This window comes from Acidobacteriota bacterium, assembly GCA_016716905.1.
In the GTDB taxonomy this organism is placed as follows: domain Bacteria; phylum Acidobacteriota; class Vicinamibacteria; order Vicinamibacterales; family SCN-69-37; genus SYFT01.
Map to the genome: position 1 here is coordinate 259065 of JADJUS010000004.1, position 17705 is coordinate 276769.

Consider the following 17705-nt stretch of genomic DNA (forward strand, 5'->3'; position numbering starts at 1 on the left):
CGCCCTGCGGAAAATCCGCGCACGGCTTACTTCGGTACGCCCAGGTATTTGTCCAGCCAGTCCAGCGTGTCTTTGATGATGCGGGCGAAGGGGAACACGTGCCCGCCGTCGTAAATGCCGTGGTGTTTGTCCCCCTCGGGTGTGCCCAGCCACTTGAACATCGGTTTTTGCGAGGACTCGATGGGGAAGGTGAAGTCCTGCCGGCCGTTGAGCATCAGGACGGGCGTCTTCACGCGCGGCGCGAAGTTGATTTCGTCAATCTCCGGAACTCTCGGTCCCATCGGAAAGCCCCCTGACCACAAGACGGCCGTGCGGAACCGCGGCTCCACAGCCAGGCCGATCACGCCCAGTCGCGCGCCCAGGCTCACGCCAAAGTAGGCCAGTCGATCCGGAATGACATCGTTCCGCGTCAGGAGATAGTCCACCGACCGGCGGAGATCCTTCATGCGCGCCACCGTCAGATCGCGCCGTGCGTTGGGTCCCGAAAGCGGCTTCGATAGTTTGCGCTCGTAGCTGCCCTTGTACATCGGCAGCAGCAGCGCTCGCTTGCTCCGGACGATGAACCCGAGATAGTTCATTTCGGCAAATTCGAATGAACTGAGGTAATCGCCGCCTGAGTGCGGGAAATACACGACGGTCTGATAGGGCGGTGCGACACCCTTCGGCAGGAAGAGATACGCCGGAATGCGTTCGGCTCCATACGCAGCCGCGTAACTCACGCGTTCGATGCGCCAGTGCTCCTGCGATTCGTCCATCGATTCCACCGTCGACTTCAGATCGGACGCGTCGTAGTCATAGAGCCGCCGGTAGATCTCATACTCACGATCGGAAACCGGCACCTCGCCGCTGTAGTCGCGCGTGAGCGAGGTCACTGGACCGAGCAGCGCGGCGTTGACCGGCTCGGCGGTGCGCAGCTTCACCGTTCGGAATCCGTTGATTGGTGCGCGATCGAAGGGGCTGACCGCGTCGGCCTCCTGATAGAGATAGGGCGGCGTATTCCACGCGCCGCCGAGGTTGTAGCGGCGATCCCCGACCGGATTCCAGCACCATTCGCGGACGTTGCCGGCCATGTCGAACGTGCCATAGGGCCCGATGCCCGAGTACTCCCCGGCTTTGGCCACTCCCTTGCCGCTGAAGTTGCTGTACTCGAGGATGTTCGAAAAAATGATCGGCGGCGCCGCTTGTCGCCAGTGATGAACGGTCGGCAGGAGCTTGCCGGCCCACGCCGCAAACGCGTTCGCCTCGTACCAGCTCACGCCGCGGACGGGGAAGTCGTCCTGGCCTGCAGGGAACGCTCCAAGGTCCCAGGTCGCGGGGCCCGGACGTCCGGTTGTGTCCTTGAACTCCTGCATCGCGTCGTCAAACGACAGCGGGCGGCCTTCTTTGACGATCGGCTCGCGCCAGAACTCGGGCTTGCTGTATCCGCCCGCGTCGAGGAATGCCTTGTACTGGCGATTGGTCACCTCAAGGCGATCGATGAAGAACCCCTGGATCGGAATGGACCCCACGCCGGCGATTTGTGCGCCGCCGGCCGGTATGTAGACCATTCCGTCAGGCGTCTCGGCTTCCGGGATCAGATCGAAGTTCAGTTCCGCCATGCCGGCGTCGGCCGCGCCCTCAAACGGAACGAACCCGGCCTTGACGATGCGGTAGCGGAAGTAGCCGAGGGGCCGCGCCCGTCAATCGGCGTGGTGCCCAGCCGCAGCCACTCGCCATTCGGCTCGTTGTAGCCCCTGACAAAACTTCCGCGTTGTCGGGCGATGTGCGGATGGTGACAGGAAACAGCAAACCCGCGCGCACCTTCTCGAATGCAGCATCGCCTGCGAGAGCGCGCTCCATGTCGTGTTGCAGCCGAAAGGCCTCTTCAAAGCGCTCAGCTTCGATCATCGTTTGCAGCTCGGGCAGCCGCGCTCGAGCCTGGCGCACCGGCCACTGGTCGTACACCCACCAGGCGCCGCCTGCGGCAACGGCCAGCAGCACCGCGGCGATCACCCCGAACGACCGTCGTCGAACGGCGGCAGATGGTTGAGCCACGGAGGTTGCACGGAGCCCCGGGTCTTTAGACCCGGGGATCGTCTGGTGCGTCGGCTCGGTGTCGCGCTTGAGCCGCTGCAGGTCGGCGGCGATCTCCGAGGCATGCTGATACCGGAGCGCGCGGTCTTTTTCGAGCGCCTTGGTGATGATGCGCTCGAGATCCGCGGGGACGTGTGGATTGATTCGAACCGCCGCGGCCGGATGCGCGTGCAGGATCTCGTTGAACGTCGCGGCCACCGTGGTGCCTCTGAATGGCTGCACGCCGGTCGCCATCTCGTAGAGCACGGCGCCGAACGAAAAGATATCGGAACGCGCATCGACGCCCTGGCCCAGTGCCTGCTCCGGCGACATGTAGGCGATGGTGCCGATGGCGGCACCCGTGCCCGTCAGCGCGCCCAGGTCCTCGACGGCGACCGTGGTGGCCGTGGATGGCGTGGCCTCCTGCGTGACCTTGGCGATTCCGAAGTCCAGGATCTTCGCGTGCCCGCGTTTGGTAATGAAGATGTTCGCGGGTTTGACATCGCGGTGCACGATGCCCTGCGAGTGGGCGGCATCCAGCGCTTCGGCGATCTGGCTGCCGAAGGCAATGATTTCGTCGAGCGGCAACGCTTTTGTCCCGATGCGATGCCTGAGCGTCGTGCCTTCAAGCAGTTCCATCGCGATGAACGGCCGCCCGTCGTGCTCGCCAATTTCGTGAATCGTGCAGATGTTCGGGTGATTGAGCGCGGAGGCGGCAATCGCCTCGCGCCGGAATCGCGCCACAGCCTGCCGATCCGCAAAACTTTCATCGGGCAGGAATTTCAGCGCGACGAAGCGATGCAGGTCGGTGTCCTCGGCCTTGTAGACCACACCCATTCCGCCTTTGCCCAGCTCGCCGAGGATCTGGAAGTGACCGATCGTTGTTCCAATCACTTCCAGCTCCTCGGCTGGGCTACGGCGAGACCTCGCCGCAGCTGCGGCCGCAGGCCGCGTTGAGCAGAGGCGGGTCCGCCTTCGCCCAGCTTTTCCAGGACGCGGTAGCGGGAAACGGTGGTGCCGGTCATAGAGGAGGTCGGAGCCGTAACGTTACCATGGCGTCCGGCTGGTGTTCGGGCACAACCTGGTGCAGGATGGTGGGGTCAGGCTGCCCCGGGGAGGGATGGTCATGCAACGACTCAGACTGTCGGCCTACGTCGTCGTCATGGCCCTGGGCGCCGGTGGGTGCCGCGAGGCGATGACTGGAACGTTGAGCGTCTCCGAAACCGTGGCGGTCAGTTCCACCTCTGGTTTGCAACAGCTGCCGCCCGGCCAATACCCCGTCAAGATCACCGGCGCTGACTCGCATACGTTGACCATGCGGATCGAGCCTCGAACCGGTGACGTTATCACCGCGCGGTTGAAGTCGAAGGCGGCTCCCGATTCCGAGGGCGAAGGCCGGATCCCCTCGTCCGAGAGTGGGCAGGACTTCGATGTCACGTACCAGCTGTCGTCGTTTCGTTCTGAGGCGCCGTTGCCCACGATCACTGAGTCCTGCACGTTCGATACGACCGAGAACCGCTGCCGGATGGTGACTGACTACGACTTCCGGACAGGCCAAAGCTCGGAGCGCTGGGAGTGCGTGCAAGTGCCCGTCACACTTCGGGGCGTGCTGACCACCTCGTCTGTGAAGGTCAGGTCGGCCCGAAGGGTCGACGGTCAGGTCCTCGACCCGAAGTCTGGACGCCAACTGGCGTGGCTGCGCGCCGAGACCGATCGCGATCGCAGCTATCGAGCCTCAACCCACTGCGCCCTGCCGAACCGGTAATCAGGCTGCGTCCTTTTCCGGGGTCGTCCGTCTTTAGTGGCAGGAGACGGAAAAACATGACGACACAGACCCCGACTGAAACACGTGAGATGGTGCGCGAGCACTACGGCCAGGTGGCCAGAACAGATGGCGGCTGCGGCTGCGGCATTGATGCGTTCCTGGCTGCCAAGCAGGTCGGCACCAGTGGCAGGGTCATAGTCATCAACCTGTCGCCGGACAAGACCGCGGTTTTCCGCGAGGCCTTCCGGGTGCTGCGGCCAGGCGGCCGTCTCGCCATCTCCGACATCGTCGCCTCTGCGGCGCTACCGAAGCACATCACCGAGGACCCCGCCGCACTGGCCGATTGCATCGCCGGTGCGCCGGCGATGGACGAGCTGCGCACGCATCTTGAAGCGGCAGGATTCGCGGGCATTCACATCGAGATCAACGAGGCAAGCCGTTCACACTTTGTGGCGGCCGCTACCATCCGTGCGATGCGATCGGGCGCGCAGGCGGACGCGGCAGAAGTCGCGGGCGTCTCGTTGTCCGGGATGAAATCCCGGGTGCAGCGCGGCCGCCGGCTCATTCGCGACATGTTCGAGGAGTGCTGCTCACTCAAGGTGGACGCGCGAGGCCGCGTCGTCGAGGCTGAGCAGCACGAACAGGGCGAAAGCGCCGGCGGCTCTGCTACTTGCTCCCGATCTTGCTGACGTCGATCGCCCACACACCGCGGCCGTGCGTGCCGATGACCAGCATCCGGTCACGTGGGTGCACGATGAAGTCCATGACGGCCACTGAAGGCAGATTGCCGCCAAGCACGTCCCATCGTGCGCCACCATTGGTCGTCACGTAGACGCCGAAGTCGTTCGCCGCGTAGAGCACGTTCGGGTTCACCGGATCCTCGCGAACCATGTTGATCGGCCCGCCAGGAATGTTGCCCGCGATGCTCTTGAACGTCTTGCCGTAGTCAGTGGACTTGTAGATGCGCGGTGCAAAGTCCTCGTCGTACCGACCCTGTTGCGCGACGTAGACCGTGCCCTCGTCGTGCTGCGAGGCCACCACCTTGGCAATCCACTGCTTCTTCGGCAGGTTGGCGGTCAGTTCCCTGAACTCCTTGCCATCATCCACCGATGCCCACAACCGACCGTCGTCGGTGCCGGTATAGATGAGCCCCTTCTTCTTCGGAGATTCGGAGATCGTGATCACGAGCTGGTGCGGCACATCGCCAATCTTTGCCTTGTCGTTGTAGCTCATGTCGGCGCTGACCTTCTCCCAGGTGTCGCCGCGGTCGCGGGAGCGGGCACAAAGACTGCGCGCCGAAGTAGAGCGTGTCGGGATCGTGAGGCGAGATGAGGATCGGCGCCAGCACCTGCATGCGAAGCGGATCCTCGCCCGCGGCCACCGGCGGCTGGATGTTCTTGTCCCGCTGCGGGCCAGTCGGCGCTACCGCGCCTGCACCAGCGGCACGCCCGCCCGCGCCGCCGCCGCGAGGCGCGGCCGGGACGCTGAAGTCGGTGCGGCTCAGCTTGCCGGAATACACGATGTTCGGATTCCGCGGATCGACGGCGTGCTGCGTGTATTCGCCGCCAGGCGCACTCTCCCACGCCATCGGCTTCAGGTTGTCGCGGCCATTGCTGAGATCGATGGCGCCGCGGTAGCTGCCGTGGTCCTGCACCGATGCGTAGACCTTGAACGGCGTACCCATGTCGTAGTTCATGCTGAAGACGGTCTGCACCGGCAGGGCGGCCATGCGCCACGTCTGGCCGCCATCATTCGAGATGCGGAAGCCGCTGTCGTTGGACAGGTACAGCGTGTGCGGACTCTTGGGATCGATCCACAGACCGTGGTTGTCGCCGCCCTGGCCCCGGCCACCCGTGCCCGCCGGCGGTCCGCCCGGCCACGCGGCACCCAGGCGCGCCCACGTCTTGCCGCCGTCGCGTGACACGCTGTTGCCAAGGGCGAGCGTGTAGACGGTGTTTTCATCGGTGGGATCGACGCGGATGTTGCCGAAGACCCACGCGTACGACGCGCCCATCGCCTTGACGAACAGGCGCTGTTCCTCGTCCTGTCCGCTGACGCGCGTCCAGGTCGCGCCCTTGTCGTTCGACCGGTACACCTCGTTGCCCCTGATGTTGCATCTGGCGGCGCTTCCGCCCGGGTTCTGCGCACGTCCACCGGCGGCGACCGGCGTCGTGTCGCAGTCATAGTTGTCAATGTAGCCGTACACCACGTTGGGATTGGAAGGCGCAACAGCGATGCCGATTCGGCCCAGCACATTTGATGGCGGCAGGCCATTCGTCAGCCGGTTCCAGGTCTTGCCCGCGTCGGTGGACTTGAAGATGCCGCCCTCGCTGAATCCAACCTCAACTCGCGGGTCGTTCCACTTGCGCCGCTGCCGCTGCCACGCGCCCGCATAGAGGGTGTTCGGGTCTGAGGGGTCCATCGCGAGATCGTTTACGCCCGTCTTCGGGCTGATCTTCAGCACATGCGCCCACGTCTTGCCGCCGTCGGAGGTCTTGAACACGCCGCGCATCTCGTTCTCAACCCACTCCTGGCCCGCCGACGCCACGTACACCGTGTTTGGATCAGTCGGATGGACAACGATGCGCCCGATCGTGCCGGTGTCGATCAAACCCATGTGCTGGAACGTCTTCGCGTTGTCGGTGGACTTGTAGACACCGACGCCTGTGTAGGAACTGCGGAAGATGTTGGACTCGCCGGTGCCCACCCAGAGGATGTCGGGATTCGAGGGCGCGACGGCCAGCGCCCCGGTCGCGGTCGAGGCCTCCTTGTCGAAGACCGCCTGCCATGTCTGGCCGAGGTCGTCCGACGCCCACACGCCACCGCAGCAGCTGCCGGCATAGATTCGCCGCGCCGACCCGCGGTCCGCGACCGTGACATCAGAGAAGCGGCCGCTGATGTTGGTCATCCCGATGTAGGACCAGTTCATGGACCGGTGCGGCGACGACGCCGTCATCGTCTCGTGGGCGTCCCACGCCTTCAGGTGTGCGGCGTGATCGCCATTCTGCGGCGCTTGCGCACCAATAGCGGAAAAGCCGATGACGAACGCGGCGGCGGAGAACGTGACGAACCTGACAGGGAACGAAGTGCGACGAGCCATGGCCTGACCTCCGGAATGGCCCTGATCCTACACCCGGTAGGCGTTGACGCGTCCCGACCGCGCCCGACTGCGGCGTAACATAGAGGCATGGGCCTTCGGTCCGACTCCCGCGGCGTCATCGTCTCGTGTCCTTCGTGCCAGCAGGCCAATCGGCTGGCCTACGACCGGCTTGGCCTGACCACCCGGTGCGGCCGATGCCAAACCGACCTTCAGGCGCCAGGCGTTCCCGTGGACGTGAGTAGCAGCGCAGACTTTGATGCCGTGGTACGTGGGTCGCGCCTGCCCGTGCTCGTGGACTTCTGGGCCGAGTGGTGCGGTCCTTGCCGCATGGTGGCGCCGGAAATTGCGAAAGTCGCCGCTACCCACGCAGGTGAGTGGCTGGTGATCAAGGTCGATACAGAGGCGGTTCAGGACCTCGCGGCGCGTCTTCAGATTCAGTCCATCCCGACGATGGCGGTGTTCCATTCGGGCCTGGTCGCCGGCCGGAAGTCCGGCGCACTTCCGGCCGACCAGATCGCAGCGTTCGTCCGGCAATCGCTGCTACGGCCGTAATCGCCGGGCGCGATGCGTCGGCGTGGCTGTCCACGGATCATCGGGCCACGGGTGTTTCGGATACCGGCCGCGCAGTTCCTTGCGCACCTCCGGATAGCCGCGTGTCCAGAAGCTCCTGAGGTCACGCGTGATCTGCACGGGCCGCTGGTTGGGGGCGAGCAGCACAAACGTGATGGGCACGAGCTTCGGTCCGAACCGGGGTGTCTCAGCCAGCCCGAAGACTTCCTGCAGCTTCACCGCTACTTCGATCTGGCCATCCTCTCGGTACACGATCGCGTGTTCGCGGCCGCTGGGGACACGCAGCACGTCGGGCGCGAGTCTGGCGATTTCGGCACGCACGTGGCCGGGAAGGTGCGCATCAAGGCGCACAGCATCCAGCCGCGTCACGCCGGCACAGGCGGAAGCGGCCAGTTCGACTGGATCGATCTCGATGCCCGAGAATTGCAGGCGGCGTAACAGACGTTGATCGGCGTCATTCGGCCCCCGCCGCTGGTAAGCCTCAAGCAGCACGCGGGACGCCACCTCCGGGTCGGCCGCTACCGGCCGTTCGCGCAGGACCAACGCATCGTAGCGATCGAGTTTTGTCGCACGCACGGTGCCGGTGGCTTCGACGAACTTGTGCGTGACCTCGCTGTGCGTGGGCGTGAGCCACTCCGGCTCAACGGCACTGGCCAGACGAATGAGCGGCTCCCCGCCGGGACGTGTGGCGCCAGAGACGTCAACCGCGACCACGAACTCTGCGTGCCGCACTCCGCTCTCGCGCGCCAGAATGGCGCCGGTGCCCGATGCGAGGAGGAACGCGTCCTGCCCGGCCCCGCGACGCTGTGCGACCCGGTCGGGATACGCCGCCAGGACGGCGCGCCTCAGATCCTCGTCGCTCAGATCGCCAGCGTGCGGGTCCGTCAGTTGTTGTGCAACCTGCCGAAGGTGAAGCGGCAGTTCGTTCGCGTCGCCGAAGACATCGAGATCCGAATCGCGTGTCTCTCCCGCTGCGGCCACGCGCAAGCGGGTGCCGTCGGAGAGACACGCACACACCCGCGCTGCCCGCGCTGTTCGTCGCGCCGCCAGCAGCAGTCGAGCCAGCCTCGGATGCAGTGGCAGTCGGCGCATGGCCCGTCCGTCGGGCGTGAGCCGTCCGTCTCGATCCACCGCGCCGAGCCTGCGCAAGAGCGCGAGCGCCGCATCACTCGCCCAGCGGGGCGGCGCCTCAAACCACTCAAACGAAACGGCATCGCCACCCCATGCCACAACATCGAGCAACGGCCCGGCAAGATCCACTCGCAGGATCTCCGGCTCGCGATGGGGCCGCAGCCGGTCGCGCGCGTCCCACAGGCGATACACGACGCCGGCCTGTGCGCGCCCGGCGCGACCGGCGCGCTGATCCGCAGAGTCCTGGGTGATGCGCTCGAGCAGGAGCGAGTCCACGGCTCGACTGGCATCGTACCTGGCGACCTTCTGGAAGCCGGTATCCACCACCGCCGTCACGTCTGGCACGGTGACGGTGGTTTCAGCCAGGTTGGTGGCGAGCACGATGCGCGGACCGCCGGTGGGGGCCAGCGCCCGGTCCTGTTCATCCGCATCCAGGCCACCGTGCAGTGGGAACACCGGCCACGCGCCACCAGCCAGTGCGCGTGCTGCGTCCTGAATCTCGCGTGCGCCCGGCAGGAAACATAACACCGCGCCGCGAGTGGATGCGGCCAGTTGCCGCGCAGCATCAGCGACCGCGACACCCGGGTGATACGAGATCTCCAGCGGAAACTGGCGGCCCGGCACGTCGATCACCGGACATCCGTTGAGAAATGCCGACACGCGCGATGGATCGATCGTCGCCGACATGACAACGATGCGGAGGTCGTCGCGGGCAAGCCAGGCCTGCTTGACCAGGGCCAGCCCGAGATCCGCGTGGATGCTGCGTTCGTGAAACTCATCCAGCACCACGGTGCGAACACCGGAGAGCAGCGGGTCCTGATGCAACATCGCGGTCAGCACGCCCTCGGTGGCGATGGTCAGCCGCGTCTCGTCCGACACTCGCCGGTCGAACCGCACGTGCCACCCGATCTCGCGGCCAACCGTCCAGCCTCGCTCTTCCGCGATGCGGCGGGCGATGGAGCGCGCCGCCACTCGTCTTGGCTGCAGCACCAGCACGGCCCCGTCGCCGACCAGAGCTGGAGGCACTCGTGTCGTCTTGCCCGCTCCTGGCGCGGCCACGACGACCGCCGCACGGTGCGAGGCGAGTGCCTCATGCACGCGGTGCAGATGATCATCAATCGGCAGGGTGGGCGTGATCCGCACCACCGTTAACCTTTGAGGAACGCGAGTACGGCGAGTACGCGCCGGTGGTCCGAGTCGTCGGGCTCCAGTCCGAGTTTCGAGAAAATGTGGCTCACGTGTTTTTCCACGGCGCCTTCGCCCACCGCCAGCCTCGAGGCGATAGCCGCGTTGCTGCGGCCTTCCGCCATGCAGGCCAGCACGTCGCGCTCCCGGGGCGTGAGCGGCGCCAGCGGATCCTCACGACGACGCCGCGCCATGACCTGCGCCACCACTTCGGGGTCGAGGGCCGTGCCGCCGCGTGCCACGCGGCTGACGGCGTCGATGAACTCCGACACATCGGCCACGCGGTCTTTCAGGAGGTAGCCCACGCCGCGCGCCCCGAGTGAGAGCAACTCCTGAGCCGCAGGTTCTTCCACATACTGCGACAGCACCAGCACACCCATCTCTGGCGCCACACGCCGCAGTTCCACGGCCGCGCGCAGGCCTTCATCCGAAAACCCTGGCGGCATTCGCACGTCTACAATCGCCACGTCAGCGTGATGTTCGCGCACGGCGGCCATCAGGGCGGGCGCGTCGCCAACTGACGCCGCTACCTGCCAACCGGAGTCCACCAGCAGACGTTCGAGACCGGCACGTAACAGCACCGAGTCATCGGCAATCACTACCCGCACGGCACCTCCACATGAACGACCGTCGGACCGCCGCCGGGGCTTGAGACAGTCAGACGTCCGTCGAGCGCTTCGACGCGATCGGTCAGTCCTGCCAACCCTCCGCCAGGAGTCACGCGGGCGCCACCGATGCCGTCATCGCGCACCTCGATCGTCAGTTGATTGGCCTCGCGCCGCGCCGTCACCAGCACATTCGTCGCCTGAGAATATCGCGCGACGTTCGTCAGTGCCTCTGCCACCACAAAATACGCCGCTGATTCCACGGCAGGTATCGGTCGTGGAGACACGGCGATGTCCACGCGCGTGGGAATGGGGCACCGGGCTGCCAGCGCCGGCAAGGCAGCCTCCAGGCCGTGATCGGTCAGGATCGCGGGATGCAGGCCGCGCGCCAGGTCCCGCAGATCCTGCAACGCGCGCTTCGCCTCTTCGTGCGCCTCGGACACCAGTCGCGCACCCTGCTCGGGGTCGGTCGCGAGTTTCTGCTGGGCGAGCCCCAGGGTCATCGCGAGCGAGACCAGTCGCTGCTGCGCGCCATCATGAAGGTCGCGCTCCAGCCGCCGCCTATCCTGGTCGGCAGCACTCATTGAACGGCTCCGGCTGCTGGCCAGGTCCGTGACGCGGCGCTGCAATTCCTCGGGAGACGCGTCAAGCAGCGCACCCGCAAGGACGGCTTCCAGCGTCGCCAGCCCCTTCGTAATTCCAACGGCCAGCATCGTCAGCACGGCACCCACAACCGTGGCCAGCACCATCGCGCCGGGGCCATCAACCCTCCAAGACCCGAAATTCACCTGGAACACGCCGACCCAGTAGGCGAATGGCGAACAGAGCAGGCTGATCGCGACAGCCCAGGTCGCGACAGTGATCGTGAACGTGACGATGCCGATCGGCAGGCGCAGCATCAGATACAGGAAGTCGCGCCACGTCGCCGGGTCTTTGCCAATCGCGGCCAGCCGGGCCAGCCAGCCCGACTCCGCCGCGGTCGGACGATATGGGTCGCGAAGGTTCGTGCCAAGGAAGTTGTTCATGCGCGCGCGTTCGAGGCTACCCAGCGTTCGCACCAACCAGCCCGTGCCGATCAGGATCGGGATGCCCAGGAGGGTCACGAGCAGGCCGAGTCCCACCGACAATCCAGTGATCACGAGCACAAAATAGAAAATGCCCAGTGGCAAGTTCACCAGCATGTGCATGAGGGCGAACCAGGTGGACGACGCCCAACCAGCGTTGGCGGCGGACGAAGAGGAGGAAGTCATGACGGGCCTTGTCGTTCTATCACGCTCGGGATTGAACGCGATGGTTCACGGTAGCGTTCGGCCCGCAAATCGAAAATCCGGCACACCCTCCTGGCTACAGGGGGGTAACCCCCCGACAAGGGGATATCCCCCGGGCGCGGTTACGTCCGCCCGTAGCTCGGGCTGTTCCTCAAGCCCGAGGATCGTCACGTTGTGGCACAATTCCCGCAGGCTCACGACAACTTCAGGAGGATTCATGCGTCAACGTTCGCCGATCAACGTCATCCCTGCCGCGCTGTTGGCGCTGGTGTTTGTCGGGGCCTCGCTCCTGGCGCAAGGGGCAAAGTCAACCGGCGCGGCCACACCGCAGGAAGCGGTGGCCGTCATCAAGAAAGCTGCGGCCGCCGACGACTTCCTGGTCGCGTTGCCGGTCATCTCGCCCGCCGGCCTGAAGACTATCGCCAACGAAGGCGTGAGCGGCGTACTCATGGTGCTCGCGTTCTCGGATCCCGACGACACCATGCCCGGAGCGCCGAAGCCGCCGAAGGCCGAACTCGACGCGCAGCGCAAGAAGTACAACGAAGCCCTCAACCTGGCCAAGGCGGCCCTGAAGCCGCACGGGCTCGACACCGTGATCGGTAAACCGCCGATGGCGCCAGAGACCCAGAAGACCATCAACGCTGCGCTCGACAAAGCCGACAACTTCACGCTGGTGACTTCGCTGTTTAACGCCATGGTGAAGATGGGACCGATGCTGGGGATGAAAGAGGCGCCGAATCCACAGCCGCTCGGCAATATCGGCACCGTGACCGGCTACAAGATCACCGGCGACAAGGCGACCGCGCAGAACGGCGCAGAGACGATGGACTTTGTGCGTATCGGTGGCCGCTGGTACATCGAACCGCCGTCGGGCCCGGGCGCGCCGCCAACCGAAGCGGCCGCGAGCCGTCAGGCGCCCGCGCCGCGTGCCACCGCGACTGGAAAAGAGCCCGAGGTGGTGGTGGGCGGCATCCAGGTGGTGCGAGTTGTGGTCCCTGACAACGACTTCATGGCCAAGCCGTTCAATGAGGACAACGGCACGAAGATCGCGCTGTGGATCAAGATGCCGGCCGGACAGGGACTGATCGAGATCGATGAGGACGCCTCGCTGCTCGAAAGCGTCACCGACGACAAGGGCTCGAGCATCGGAGGCAAGTTCGACAGCTTTCCTGATGAATTCAAAGACGGCTCCGGGGGCATCATCGAGATCGAAAGCACCGGTTTTGCCGCGCCCGGCGCCACGGCCATCCTCGCTGAAGGGTCGATCGCGATCACGGCGGCCACCGGCACGCGCAAGACGCGCGTGGCCAACGTGCGCCTGACGAACGAGGCCACTTTCAGATTTGGCCAGACCCCGATTACCGTCGCCGAGGTGGAAACGCAGGGCGAGTCGCAGACCTTCACGCTCAAGTTGCCGCGCCAGGTGATGACCTCGATCAAGAACGTGGTCTTCCTCGACGCGAAAGGCCAGCCCATCGAAGGCAGCCGCACCAGCACCGGCTACATGAACGACGCGGGCGAGATGGGCATGACCGTGAAGACCGCGGCAAAAACCATCACGATCGAGTTCGAAGCCTGGACGGGACTCAAAGCCGTCAAGGTTCCTTTCAAGGTCAGGGCAGCGCTCGGGATTCAGTGACATGGCGAATACGCTGACGTCGACTCAGGCGCGCACGCTTGAGGCTATCGTCAACCTCTTTGAAACTGGCCAGGTGCTGGGTGACTACGGCCAGGTCACGGTGCTGGCCGGTGACACGGGCCACCTGACGTTTGGCCGTTCGCAGACGACGCTCGGTTCGGGGAATTTGCACACGTTACTGCAGCGCTACTGCAGCAACGGCGGGGCGCGGTTTGGTCGCCGGCTTGAGCCATTCCTGCCGCAAATCGCCCGCGTGACACCGCTCTCGATGGACATGCGCGGTTGCACAACCTGCTGCGGGCCACTGCCGACGATCCGGTCATGCGTGACGTGCAGGATCAGTTCTTCACCGATGTGTACTTTCGGCCTGCGGTACGCACGGCCGAGCGACAAGGCATCGGTTTGCCGTTGGGCATGGCCGTCGTGTACGACTCGTTCGTGCATGGCTCCTGGGGACGCATCCGGGACCGCGTCAGCGGGACGCCCGGCACCCGCGGGGAGCGGGCGTGGGTCACTGACTACGTCGCGGCACGCAGGCACTGGTTGTCCACACACCCCCGGCGCGACCTTCGAGCCACGGTGTACCGCATGGACTCCTTCCAGCGCCTGATTGATCTTGGCGCGTGGGGACTTGAATTGCCGCTCGTCATACGCGGCGCGGAAGTGTCGCTGGCGTCTCTTGCCGGCACGCCACCCGGCGCATTTGATGGTCCGCATCCAGGGACACGCCTGATCTCACTCCCCACGTCACCCTCACCCTTGCAGCGTGGGCTCGACGTACGACTCGTGCAGCTGGCATTGTCTGAACGAGGCGCGGAGATTCGCGCAGACGGCGTTTACGGCCGCGCTTCAGCCGACCGCGTCGCCGATCACCAGCGGTCCATCGGCGCCGCCGCCACCGGCGTGGTCGATCCCGAAATGGCGTTGGCGCTCGCACTGGAACTCTGAGGTGTCCGTTGTTTCACACCTTGCCGTCGCACCTGACGATTACGACAAGCGCATTCGGACACTGATCCCGCTCTACGACGAGCTGATCCCCGAAGTCGCTGGTGCGCTGGCGCATGCGGGTCGGCCCATCCGTCACATCGTCGATCTCGGTGTCGGGACGGGCGCGCTGGCGCAGGCGTGCTTGAAGGCAGTGCCGGCGGCGCGTGTCTGGGGTATCGACGCGGACGGCGCCATGATGCAGGTGGCTCGCAGGCGGCTCGGCCGGCGCATGGCACGGGTCACGTTGGTCGAGGGGAGTTTCATCGACGTGGCGTTGCCGGCCTGCGACGCCATCGTCGCCAGCTACGCGCTGCATCACATTCGCACTCTTCGACAGAAGCAGGCCTTCTATCGGCGCTGCCATGCGGCGCTGCGGCCAGGCGGCGTGCTGATCAACGGTGATTGCACGCCGGCGTCCACGCCACAGGGCTTTGCGCGGGATCTGGATGTCTGGTTCACGCACCTCGCCAGGACGTTCGGCAGCCGCCCAGGCGCCAAGCGCGTCTACGAGTCGTGGGCCGACGAAGACGTCTATGTGCCGCTGGCCACTGAGCTGAAGTTACTCCAGCGCGCGGGTTTCGACACCGACGTGCCGTGGAGGAAGTCGCCGTTCGCGGTGATCGTGGCGACCAAGTGATCTCGGGCTTGAACAGCCCGAGCTACGTACCGCTCGAGGAACAGCCCGAGCTACGGACCGGCTCGAGTCGCCAGCCCGAGCCGTCGAGTCCTCCTGAGCGTAGCTCGGCCTGGTTCTCAAGGCCGAGGCCTGCACACACTTTGAGATACTCTTGACGCTCCAGAGGAGAATCCCATGCTCGATTTTCTGTTGATCCTGCACTTCATCGGCTTGGCGCTTGGCGTCGGCACCGGCTTCGCCATGCTCACGCTCGGACTCTCGACGGCCGACATGGCGCCTGCAGACCGTGGCGCCTTCATGCGCCGCGCGTCGGTGATCACCCGCAACGGCGCCATCGGGCTCACGCTGCTGATTCTTTCCGGGGTTGGGCTCGTGATGGCGAGGGGCGTTCAGATGGTCATGGCCTGGGGTGGACCGATGTTCCACGTCAAGCTCACCCTGGTCGCAATCATGATTGGCGTGTTCGGCTATCTGCAGGTCTTGCTGCGCCAGTCACGATCGGCGGACGGCGCTGCTGCCGCCGCACGCATTCCTCTGGTCAGCCGCGTGATGCTGGTGCTCGGCGTCTCAGTGGTGGTGTTCGCGGTCTTGGCGTTTCACTAAGAAACTTAGGAGCTTAGGAACTTAGGAACTGAGGAACTGGTTCTCGTAGGGCGCGCTGGTTTTCAAGCGCGCCGGACATTCGCGGCCTTGAGACCCAGGCCGGTTCGATTCAAGCGGTCGATGCAACGATTCCACGGAGGTGGAGCGTGCAAGCATTCGACATGAGCGAAGTGCTGAAAGCAGAGATTTGGGCGCGGCGACAGCGGGGCGAAACGTACGCGGCGATGCGGGCGGCGATCGGCGCGTCGGGCCAAACAATCCATAGCGTGATTCGAGAATGGGGCGGCATCCCGCCGCGCCCCGGCGTCGCGCCACGCGGACGCTGACGGCGGCCGAGCGCGAGGAGATTTCTCGTGGGGTGGCCGCCCACGACAGCTTCGCGGCCATCGGCCGACGGCTGCACCGGCCGACGTCGACCATCAGCCGCGAAGTGCAGCGGCATGGCGGCCGCACGCGGTATCGCGCGGCCACGGCCGACCACGCGGCGTGGCGGCGCGCCCGGCGACCGAAACCCTGTCGGTTGGCGCAGCAGCCGCGGTTGCGCAGGCGGGTCGCGGCCGCGCTCGCGCGGGACTGGTCGCCGCAGCAGATTGCCGCGTGGTTGCGGCGCCGCTACCGCGATAATCCCGAAATGCAGGTCTCGCACGAGACGATTTATCGCAGTCTGTTTGTCCAGGCCCGCGGCGTCCTGAAGCGTACCCTCGTGCAGCATCTCCGGCGCGCGGGCAAGTTACGACGCCCGCGGCGCCGGCCCGCCCTGACGCACTCGCGCATTGCGGATCTGGTCTCCATTCGCGAGCGGCCGGCCGAGGCGACCGATCGCGCCGTCCCGGGGCATTGGGAAGGCGATCTGCTCCGAGGAGCGCACCATTCCCACATCGCCACGCTGGTCGAACGCCACTCGCGGTTCGTGATGCTGGTGCGCACGCCGCAGATCGATGCGCCCAGCGTCGCGCGCGCCCTCGCGCGTCACATTCGCCAGCTCCCGCCTCAGCTGCGACGCTCGCTCACCTGGGATCGGGGGTCGGAGATGGCGGCCCATCGGCAATTCACGCTGGCGACTAACGTCCAGGTGTACTTTTGCGATCCGCAGAGCCCCTGGCAGCGCGGATCCAACGAAAACACCAATGGGCTGCTCCGGCAGTACTTCCCCGAGGGCACGGACCTGCGCGCCTTCAGCCAAGCGAAACTCAACCGGATTGCGGATCGGCTCAATACGCGTCCGCGCAAAACGCTCGATTATGAAACGCCTGCGGATAGACTAGCGGCGGCCGTTGCAATCACCGCTTGAATTCACCCGCGCTACGAAAACAGTTCCCCAGTTCCCCAGTTCCTAATTTCCCAATTGACTATCTTCCGCGCGCAATGGCGACCTGGAACCAACCCGAGTTGTCGTTGAAGGTCAGGTCGTTGATGCCGAGGAACAGCTGGCCATTGGCCGGCATGCGGATGGCCTGGGGCGCGGAGCCGATTGAGAACGGCTGGCCGTTGCCCACCTTGCCGATCAGGCCTCCCACGGGAAGTGACCGCACGGGCAGGCTGCGGAAGACGGCGCTGACGCGCGCTGCGCTGTTGCCATCGGCCGTCGCCGTGTCGTTGGGCTCGGTGCCGAACTTGATCTCGCGAGAGACCGAGAAGCGCAGGTACTCGCCAGTGCTGACGGTAATCCCTGCGCTGGTCCACGGCTCGTTCGCCACGACGTTTACCGTGCCGTCGCTCTGCTGCCCGCCCTGGGCCGGCGTCGGGTTCATGGTCAGACCGACGGTGGCCGGCACGAGGTAAATTCGTGCCACCCGATCCGCCGAAATTTCACGTTCGCCTGCACCGGAGTTGAACCGGAGGACGAGCGGCGACGTCCCGCCGACGTCCGTCCAATCGGCCAGCAAAGTGTCCCCATTCTTGAACACCACCAGGTTGTTCGCCTGATTCATGCCGTTGAACCATGCCTGCTGGGGTGTGACGTTGCCGCCAAAGTCCACCATCGCGACCTGATCCTTGGCGATGAAGCGCTCTGAGCCGCCCACGCGGACTTCGAAGCCGCGGGCACCCATATCCACCAGTGAGGCCTGCAGGGTTTCACCCGAGCGCAGCGTAATAGTGACCGGCGCCTGTGCCGAGAGGACCACGCCGACGGCCACAGCCATCGCGACGATCCCTGAAAGA

General features: G+C 65.5%; 15 protein-coding genes and 1 pseudogene. 8 read left to right on the plus strand and 8 right to left on the minus strand.

The features are described 5' to 3' along the window. Positions 1–26: 26 nt before the first annotated feature. Both IPL75_05080 and IPL75_05085 read right to left on the minus strand, forming a co-directional pair. A complete protein-coding gene (locus tag IPL75_05080; GenBank protein MBK9239628.1) occupies positions 27–1598 on the minus strand; it encodes an SUMF1/EgtB/PvdO family nonheme iron enzyme in 1572 nt (523 codons plus the stop codon). Positions 1599–1617: 19 nt separating this feature from the next. Further along, a complete protein-coding gene (locus IPL75_05085; GenBank protein MBK9239629.1) occupies positions 1618–2946 on the minus strand; it encodes a serine/threonine protein kinase in 1329 nt (442 codons plus the stop codon). A gap of 232 nt (positions 2947–3178) precedes the next feature. Here IPL75_05085 and IPL75_05090 point away from each other — a divergent pair, with 232 nt between their 5' ends. Together IPL75_05090 and IPL75_05095 are read left to right on the plus strand one after the other, a co-directional pair. Then, positions 3179–3817 carry a hypothetical protein gene (locus IPL75_05090; protein MBK9239630.1) on the plus strand — a complete coding sequence of 213 codons (639 nt, stop codon included), beginning with the start codon at positions 3179–3181 and terminating at the stop codon, positions 3815–3817. 56 nt (positions 3818–3873) lie between these two features. Next, the gene (locus IPL75_05095; GenBank protein ID MBK9239631.1) at positions 3874–4506 is read left to right on the plus strand and encodes a hypothetical protein; all 633 of its coding nucleotides are present in this window, start codon (positions 3874–3876) and stop codon (positions 4504–4506) included. On the opposite strand, the gene IPL75_05100 is transcribed toward IPL75_05095, so the two are convergent. Continuing rightward, positions 4484–5017: a hypothetical protein gene (locus tag IPL75_05100; GenBank protein ID MBK9239632.1), complete on the minus strand. Its 534-nt coding sequence runs from the start codon at positions 5015–5017 to the stop codon at positions 4484–4486. The two genes, IPL75_05095 and IPL75_05100, sit on opposite strands and share 23 nt — an antisense overlap. Beyond that, positions 4917–6917 carry a hypothetical protein gene (locus tag IPL75_05105; GenBank protein ID MBK9239633.1) on the minus strand — a complete coding sequence of 667 codons (2001 nt, stop codon included), beginning with the start codon at positions 6915–6917 and terminating at the stop codon, positions 4917–4919. Before IPL75_05105 ends, IPL75_05100 begins: the two co-directional genes overlap by 101 nt. 87 nt (positions 6918–7004) lie before the next feature. On the opposite strand from IPL75_05105, the gene trxA reads away from it, so the two are divergent. Then, positions 7005–7469, plus strand: a complete 465-nt coding sequence (gene trxA / locus IPL75_05110) for a thioredoxin (protein MBK9239634.1) — start codon at positions 7005–7007, stop codon at positions 7467–7469. Here the strand turns inward: trxA and IPL75_05115 are convergent. The 3 genes from IPL75_05115 to IPL75_05125 are packed head-to-tail and all read right to left on the minus strand — an operon-like array spanning position 7458 to position 11658. Continuing rightward, positions 7458–9761: an ATP-dependent RNA helicase gene (locus IPL75_05115; protein MBK9239635.1), complete on the minus strand. Its 2304-nt coding sequence runs from the start codon at positions 9759–9761 to the stop codon at positions 7458–7460. The two genes, trxA and IPL75_05115, sit on opposite strands and share 12 nt — an antisense overlap. Positions 9762–9766: 5 nt before the next feature. Next, positions 9767–10411: a response regulator transcription factor gene (locus tag IPL75_05120; protein ID MBK9239636.1), complete on the minus strand. Its 645-nt coding sequence runs from the start codon at positions 10409–10411 to the stop codon at positions 9767–9769. Beyond that, complete coding sequence (locus tag IPL75_05125) at positions 10402–11658, minus strand: sensor domain-containing protein (protein MBK9239637.1); 1257 nt, start codon at positions 11656–11658, stop codon at positions 10402–10404. The genes IPL75_05120 and IPL75_05125 overlap by 10 nt, the downstream gene beginning before the upstream one ends. A 235-nt stretch (positions 11659–11893) precedes the next feature. Here IPL75_05125 and IPL75_05130 point away from each other — a divergent pair, with 235 nt between their 5' ends. The 5 genes and pseudogenes from IPL75_05130 to IPL75_05150 all read left to right on the plus strand — a co-directional run bounded on the left by IPL75_05130 (position 11894) and on the right by IPL75_05150 (position 16833). Continuing rightward, a complete protein-coding gene (locus tag IPL75_05130; GenBank protein ID MBK9239638.1) occupies positions 11894–13315 on the plus strand; it encodes a hypothetical protein in 1422 nt (473 codons plus the stop codon). 1 nt (position 13316) lies between these two features. Beyond that, positions 13317–14263, plus strand: a pseudogene (locus IPL75_05135) (chitosanase). Position 14264: 1 nt separating this feature from the next. Beyond that, positions 14265–14939 (plus strand): class I SAM-dependent methyltransferase, encoded by a 675-nt coding sequence (locus IPL75_05140; protein MBK9239639.1) that lies wholly within the window; start codon positions 14265–14267, stop codon positions 14937–14939. A gap of 174 nt (positions 14940–15113) precedes the next feature. Then, complete coding sequence (locus IPL75_05145; GenBank protein ID MBK9239640.1) at positions 15114–15542, plus strand: hypothetical protein; 429 nt, start codon at positions 15114–15116, stop codon at positions 15540–15542. 277 nt (positions 15543–15819) lie between these two features. After that, positions 15820–16833 carry an IS30 family transposase gene (locus tag IPL75_05150; GenBank protein MBK9239641.1) on the plus strand — a complete coding sequence of 338 codons (1014 nt, stop codon included), beginning with the start codon at positions 15820–15822 and terminating at the stop codon, positions 16831–16833. Positions 16834–16891: 58 nt separating this feature from the next. On the opposite strand, the gene IPL75_05155 is transcribed toward IPL75_05150, so the two are convergent. Then, positions 16892–17686, minus strand: a complete 795-nt coding sequence (locus IPL75_05155) for a hypothetical protein (GenBank protein ID MBK9239642.1) — start codon at positions 17684–17686, stop codon at positions 16892–16894. Positions 17687–17705 lie beyond the last annotated feature (19 nt).

What these genes read in the sequence shown, in the direction of transcription:
- IPL75_05145 (MBK9239640.1), top strand. Translation starts at nt 15,114, where the DNA reads ATGCTCGATTTTCTGTTGATCCTGCACTTCATCGGCTTGGCGCTTGGC.
- IPL75_05090 (MBK9239630.1), top strand. Translation starts at nt 3,179, where the DNA reads ATGCAACGACTCAGACTGTCGGCCTACGTCGTCGTCATGGCCCTGGGC.
- IPL75_05080 (MBK9239628.1), bottom strand. Translation starts at nt 1,598, where the DNA reads ATGGCGGAACTGAACTTCGATCTGATCCCGGAAGCCGAGACGCCTGAC.
- trxA (MBK9239634.1), top strand. Translation starts at nt 7,005, where the DNA reads ATGGGCCTTCGGTCCGACTCCCGCGGCGTCATCGTCTCGTGTCCTTCG.
- IPL75_05105 (MBK9239633.1), bottom strand. Translation starts at nt 6,917, where the DNA reads ATGGCTCGTCGCACTTCGTTCCCTGTCAGGTTCGTCACGTTCTCCGCC.
- IPL75_05125 (MBK9239637.1), bottom strand. Translation starts at nt 11,658, where the DNA reads ATGACTTCCTCCTCTTCGTCCGCCGCCAACGCTGGTTGGGCGTCGTCC.
- IPL75_05095 (MBK9239631.1), top strand. Translation starts at nt 3,874, where the DNA reads ATGACGACACAGACCCCGACTGAAACACGTGAGATGGTGCGCGAGCAC.
- IPL75_05130 (MBK9239638.1), top strand. Translation starts at nt 11,894, where the DNA reads ATGCGTCAACGTTCGCCGATCAACGTCATCCCTGCCGCGCTGTTGGCG.
- IPL75_05150 (MBK9239641.1), top strand. Translation starts at nt 15,820, where the DNA reads ATGGGGCGGCATCCCGCCGCGCCCCGGCGTCGCGCCACGCGGACGCTG.
- IPL75_05155 (MBK9239642.1), bottom strand. Translation starts at nt 17,686, where the DNA reads ATGGCTGTGGCCGTCGGCGTGGTCCTCTCGGCACAGGCGCCGGTCACT.